The sequence below is a fragment of the Nodosilinea sp. LEGE 07088 genome (assembly GCF_015207395.1).
Lineage (GTDB): Bacteria > Cyanobacteriota > Cyanobacteriia > Phormidesmidales > Phormidesmidaceae > Nodosilinea.
In genome coordinates, this window is record NZ_JADEWX010000256.1 from 1 (window position 1) to 6,049 (window position 6,049).

The 6,049-nt window shown below is 57.6% G+C and carries 4 protein-coding genes; 3 read left to right on the forward strand and 1 reads right to left on the reverse strand.

What is annotated here, in order from left to right; genetic code table 11:
* Window positions 1-197: 197 nt before the first annotated feature.
* Entirely contained in the window at window positions 198-2,384 is a 2,187-nt protein-coding gene (locus tag IQ254_RS29060; RefSeq protein WP_313887605.1) for an AMIN domain-containing protein, read from the forward strand.
* A gap of 142 nt (window positions 2,385-2,526) precedes the next feature.
* Here the strand turns inward: IQ254_RS29060 and IQ254_RS29065 are convergent, their stop codons facing one another.
* Entirely contained in the window at window positions 2,527-3,039 is a 513-nt protein-coding gene (locus IQ254_RS29065) for a hypothetical protein (protein WP_193969637.1), read from the reverse strand.
* 366 nt (window positions 3,040-3,405) lie between these two features.
* Between IQ254_RS29065 and IQ254_RS29070 the strand changes: the two genes are divergently transcribed.
* On the forward strand, window positions 3,406-4,527 hold the full coding sequence (locus IQ254_RS29070) for an ABC transporter ATP-binding protein (RefSeq protein ID WP_193969638.1): 1,122 nt from the start codon (window positions 3,406-3,408) through the stop codon (window positions 4,525-4,527).
* A 394-nt stretch (window positions 4,528-4,921) separates the two neighbouring features.
* Complete coding sequence (locus IQ254_RS29075) at window positions 4,922-5,965, forward strand: spermidine/putrescine ABC transporter substrate-binding protein (protein WP_193969640.1); 1,044 nt, start codon at window positions 4,922-4,924, stop codon at window positions 5,963-5,965.
* Window positions 5,966-6,049 lie beyond the last annotated feature (84 nt).

Genomic DNA, 6,049 nt, shown 5'->3' on the forward strand with positions numbered 1-6,049 from the left:
CCCCGGAGCCCCCTGCCGAGGGCGAAGCTCCCGTCGATGGAGCAGCCCCGGCCGAGGGAGCCCCCCCACCGGAAGGGGGGTAACCCAGCCACCTTTAGACTATCCTTGCCAGCTCAGCCACTCCGGTGGCCCCAATCTACCCACCTAGTCCAGCCAACCCCAGCGGCCCCGCCGCACCTTTGATGGAGGAGTGAACCGTGAATCCCCTGATGAAACTACACCCAATTCTGCTGAGTAGTGCCCTAGTGACCATGGTGGCCCAGCCTGGTTTGGCTGCCATGACCAGCATCACCGACATTAGCCTCAACGCCACCGACACCGGTCTCGACCTGGTGTTTAAGACCCAGGGTGGCGACAACAGCAATATTTTTACCGTCAACCAGGGCAATACCCTCCAGGCTGACATCACCCGTGCCCAGCTCAACCTACCCGACGGGGGCGGCTTTACCCAGGCCAACCCCGCCCCCGGCATCAGCCAGATTAGCGTGGTGCCCCTCGACGCCAACAGCGTGCGGGTCACGGTCAGCGGCATTGATCAGTCTCCCGTCGGTGAGATTGCCTCTAGCGACGATCAGGTCGTGCTCTCGATTCGCAACGATGGCCAGACCACCCAAGCGCCGACGCCAGTACCCGAAGAGTTGGTAACCGTTCCCGACTCGACCAGCCCTTCGACCATAGCTCAGTCAACCGAGGCAGCTCCTGAGGCAGCCCCTGAAGCACCCTCTGAGGCAGCCCCTGAGGTGCCTGCTCCAGCTGAGTTTGATGTGCTAGTACCCGACCCCGAAGTGATTATTGACGGTGCACCAGTGCCCCGTCCCCAGGTACAGCAGACACCACCCTTCTTGCCCAGAGCTGTTGCCCCCCCGGTGGGTGATATTGCCGTTGCCGAAGGCTCGCCCGCCTTTGGCAGCATTAACCTGGGCAGTAATGAGCGCATTCCCAAACTGCTGCTACGCGATGCTCCCGCTCGAGAAGTGTTGTCGTTGCTGGCTCGGGCCGCCGGGCTCAATCTAGTCTTTACCCCCTCTGGTGGAGAAGCTCAGGGCGACACGGTCAGCGCCGATGGGCCGCCAGTCAGCTTAGATATTGAGAATGAGTCAGTACAAGACGTGTTTAATCACGTCTTGCGGGTTACGGGGTTAGAAGCCAACCGCGTCGGCCGCAGCATTTATGTGGGTGCTACTCTGCCAGTTTCGGCCCAGAGCGTGACAGCCAGAACCCTGCGCCTCAATCAGGTTGACTCTGCCGTAGCGACCAATTTTCTGGTGGCCTTGGGGGCAGAGAGTGCCGTGAGCCGCGAGCGCTTGGTGACCAACGTCAACGCTGTGGAGGTAGCTGAAGGCGCGCCGGCCTTAACTGAGACCCAAACCACCACAGTTGACCAAATTGAGGTCAGCCGGGTTGACTACGAAGATAGCCAGGGCATTTTACGGGGCCTACAGGTCGTAGCCGATGAGCGCACTAACTCAGTCACCATGATCGGTCGGGCTGACTTAGTTGCCATTGCGACTGACCAGCTCACCCGCATTGATATTCGCAGACGGCAGGTTGCCGTCAACCTTAGAGTCATTGATATCGACCTCAATGCCCTTGAGGCCTTTGGTACCAGCTTCTCATTCCAGACGGGCCTGTTTGGCATGTTAAGCTCTGGCGGTCTTGGCATCATCAATATTGGCGACGGTACCCCCAGCACTCAATCGTTGCAAACCCCAACTGGTACTCCAATTTCACCAGTTAATTTAGGCGGGTCGGGTGTTAATGCGACCGCTGGTAATTTCTTGTTGCAACTGTTGGCAACCGTACGAAACGGCAATGGTAAGATTATTACCGATCCGACCCTAATTGTTCAAGAAGGGCAGACGGCAACAGTTCAGCTGACTCAAGACGTGGTGACCGAAATTGAACAAACCGTTGAGGTGACGACTACGGGCACGGTAACGACCCTAGACATTACGACTGAACCAGCGGGGTTAATTTTGCAGGTTGATGTCGATCGCATTGATGACAACGGCTTTGTATCACTGTCGGTAGCACCCAGCATTTCGGCTCCTACAGCTACTTTCACCAGCGATGCTGGCTCGTTCTTCTTGCTGTCAGAACGTCAGATTAGCTCTGGGCAAGTGCGGGTTAGAGATGGGCAAACGCTTTTACTTTCCGGCATCATCCAAGAGACTGAGCGTTCTACCGTCAACAAGATTCCCATTCTGGGCGACATTCCCATTTTGGGAGCGCTATTCCGCAGTACCACTACCGATAATCAGCGACGCGAGCTAATTGTGTTGCTCACACCACAGATTCTAGATGATTCTGACCAGTCGGTATTTGGCTATCAATATACTCCTAGCGAGCAAGTGCAGGAAATCTTAGAAAACCCGAGTCGATAGCACGTTAGGGTTCACGCTGTTTCTGTTCAAAAAAGCTCAGGGGGGGATAGATGCGAAGATTGGGCGCATCTATCTCTTTTTTATGGTCATTAGAAACGAGTTAGCGATCGCCTAGACATAGTGGCCCAACCGCTGGCAAAAGCTACTCTTCGACAAAGTAGGCCCCATACATTACATAATCATCGCCGGGAAGCTGGCTGGCGTCGGTGTAAAAGGCCACCTCTATGGAGTCAGACAGGTCGCTGGCCGCCTTGGGGATGAGCTTGATGTAGGGCGTTTGGGTGTCGTAAAAGCTAGGACTGGCCTCAAGCTGAAGCAGGTAGCCGCCCTCGGTGCCAATTAAGGCGTAGGGGCTGCTTTGGCCACTACCCCAGCTAATCTCATCGGCGGTGACGGTCATGGGGCCAAAGACAAGCAGCACGTCACTAAGGGGTTGCCACTCAGCGACGAATCGCTGGGGTAAAGCCGCCAGGGCCGATTCTGGGATGCTCTCAGCTTGGGATGGAGCAGCTGGTACGGCGGAGTTTGGCGCGTCATCAACCTGGGGTGGAGCACTGGGGCGGCAACCACCCATCGCCAGGGCAGCAGCTATCACCACCACGCCCACTGAGGCTAAGCGGCTGCGTCGGGGCCGTGGGGCTACTGTTGGGGCCATCTCTGCGATCCTACTCTGCACGCCTAGGCACCAGGCTAGTCACACCATCATGCTGGTGACATCGTAGCGCTTTGCCGAACCGTGCTGGCCAGGGTGCAGTTGCGGGGCAGCCGCTAGGGCTGATTCTACCTAAACTGGCGCCTTCTAAACTGGCTCCTTCACAGGTACTGGTGAAGTCCAGACCTAGAGTTGGGTAATCTGGGGTGGCGATGCCCATGGCGATCGCCCCAATCGTGCTCAATAGTGATTAGCCACGCTAACCCATCGATCGCTGAGATCTACCCGCCGCTCAGTCGTAGAATTGCAGTAACTTGTATATCCCAAGTGCGATCGCTAAAGTTGGGGTGAACCCAGGGAGACATGGCCATGGCCCAAACGGTGCATTCTGCGGCAGCGACTACACCCCTCGAAACCCAGCCCGATGTCGAACTGCGCCAGGTGCTAAAGCGTTTTGGGGCAGATGTAGCGGTACGCCATCTCGACCTAACCGTGCAACCCGGCGAATTTTTCAGCATTTTAGGCCCCTCAGGCTGCGGCAAAACCACTACCCTGCGGCTGATCGCGGGCTTTGAAACCCCCACTGCCGGGGACGTACTCATTCAGGGCACCGACGTCAGCAAGGTGCCGGCCCACCGCCGACCAGTGAATACGGTGTTTCAGAGCTACGCCCTGTTTGACCACATGACGGTTAGAGACAATATTGCCTTTGGCCTCAAAATTCGCCGCATGGGGGCCGCTCAGGTGCGCGATCGCGTCACCGATGCCCTCCGCCTGGTACAGATGGAACCCATGGCCAATCGATACCCGGCCCAGCTCTCTGGCGGGCAGCAGCAGCGGGTGGCCCTGGCCCGGGCTCTGGTCAACCGCCCCGCCGTGATGCTGCTCGACGAACCCCTCGGAGCCCTCGATCTGAAGCTGCGCAAACAAATGCAGGTGGAGTTGGCCAACCTGCATCGGCAGCTGGGCATCAGCTTTGTCATGGTCACCCACGACCAAGAAGAAGCTCTCTCCCTCTCCGATCGCATCGCCGTGATGAACAACGGCCAGATTGAGCAAATTGGTACTCCCAGCGACATCTACGATCGCCCCCGCACTCCCTTTGTGGCCGACTTTATCGGCGACACCAACCTGCTCTCGGGCCAGATCGACCAGGTTCGTCCCAGCCATGTGCAGATCGTCACCGACAGCGGGCTGCGGCTACTGGCCAGCGCTAACGCCTCTCCGGCGCATCAAACCGTCGTCGTCAGCGTACGGCCCGAAAACATCAGCCTCAGCTCAAACCTGCCATCCGGCCCAGACAACTGTTATCCCGGGCAGATCAGCCACCTGATGTACCTGGGTACCCACCTACACTGCGTGGTCACCCTGGCGTCGGGAGACTTGCTCACAGTGCGTCAACCCAATCGAGCCGACTGGGCTCTCAGCACAGATACCCCCGTCTATGTACACTGGGCTGCCAACGACTGCCGAGTACTCAATGCCCCGTAGCGGGAAGCAAGGTCAAGAGTCAAGGTTGATATCGGTTGCCCATAGCCAGGGGCAGATCAGCGAGAGGGCCAGGAATGCTGACATGGAGGGTTTAATCACGCTCAGCCAGACTTGCCTATTAAGGCTATATAAAATATCGTTAGCCCTGGGCTACCCCTGCCTACCCTAGACTCAGCTCCATAGTTACTAACCCGCTCAAGGTGAGGCGCTCAAGGATCTAAACTCGGTCAATATCTCCTATGTTGATGGGTTGATCTGCCCCTATCGCCCGTTCCCAGTCCATCTATCCGCTCCTTTGGAGGCTACTGTGCCTGGAAAACAACCCTTACCTGCCCTCTTTTCGCGGCCCTCTACCCTCGGTCGGCGACGGTTTTTGCAGGGGTCAGCGGCCGTTATGGCCGGGTTGGCGGCGGCAAATTGTCGGCAAAACCTCAGCGGCCCAAGCGTCGGCAGTGGGGACAGTGACGGAACCCTGCATATCTATACCTGGGCCAACTACACCGACGACGATCTGGCTGCCGCCTTTACCGAGCGCACCGGCATTCCGGTAGTCGTCGATATTTTCGACTCTAACGAGGTCATGCTCACTCGCCTACAGGCCGGGGGCGGCGATGCCTACAGCATTATTTATCCCTCTGACTACATGGTGTCGGAAATGATCGATCTGGGCCTGCTGACTCAGCTAGACCAGAACCGCATCACCGGGCTCGACAGTCTCAAAGCCCAGTGGGTCAACCCCGGCTACGACCCCAACAATGCCCATAGCGTACCCTTTTGCTGGGGCACTACGGGTCTGCTGTTCAACCGTGAGGCCACCCCCGGAGAGCCGGTCGATTGGGAATTTTTGTGGGCCAACCAGTCTGCCCTGTCGCGCCGCATCACCCTGATCGATGACATGCGCGAAACCCTGGGGGCCACCCTCAAGTCTTTGGGCTACTCCTACAACACCAACAACCCCACCGAAATCGAAGCCGCCTACAATCGTCTACTCGAACTCCAGCCTGCGATCGCGGCCTTTAAGACCACCGGGTTTGAAAGCGAGCTACTAGCGGGCGACCTGAGCATATCGATGGCCTACTCCAGCGATGCGATCGCCCTCACCCTCGAAGACAACCGCATGGAATATATCCTGCCCGCCAGCGGATCGTCACTGTGGACTGACACCCTGGCCATTCCCAGCACCGCCCCCAATGTCGATGCCGCTTACCAATGGATCAACTTCATGCTGGAGGCCGAGGTCGCCAGTGCTGCCGTGGAGCGGCTGTTTTTCGCCACGGCTAACCAGACCGCCTTCGATCGCCTACCCGACGAAATCAAGGCCAACGCAGACCTCTACCCACCCGAAGATGTACTGGCCAAGTGCGAGGGCATTGTGGCCGTCGATACGGCTAGTGCCGACCTGTTTGACCAGTTTTGGACCCAAGTCACAAGTGCCTAGAGCATTCAAAGTTCAAAATAAAGTTCAAAATAAAGTTCAAAATTTTGAACTCCCCCCTCCCTCAACCTCAACTCCCCTATGACC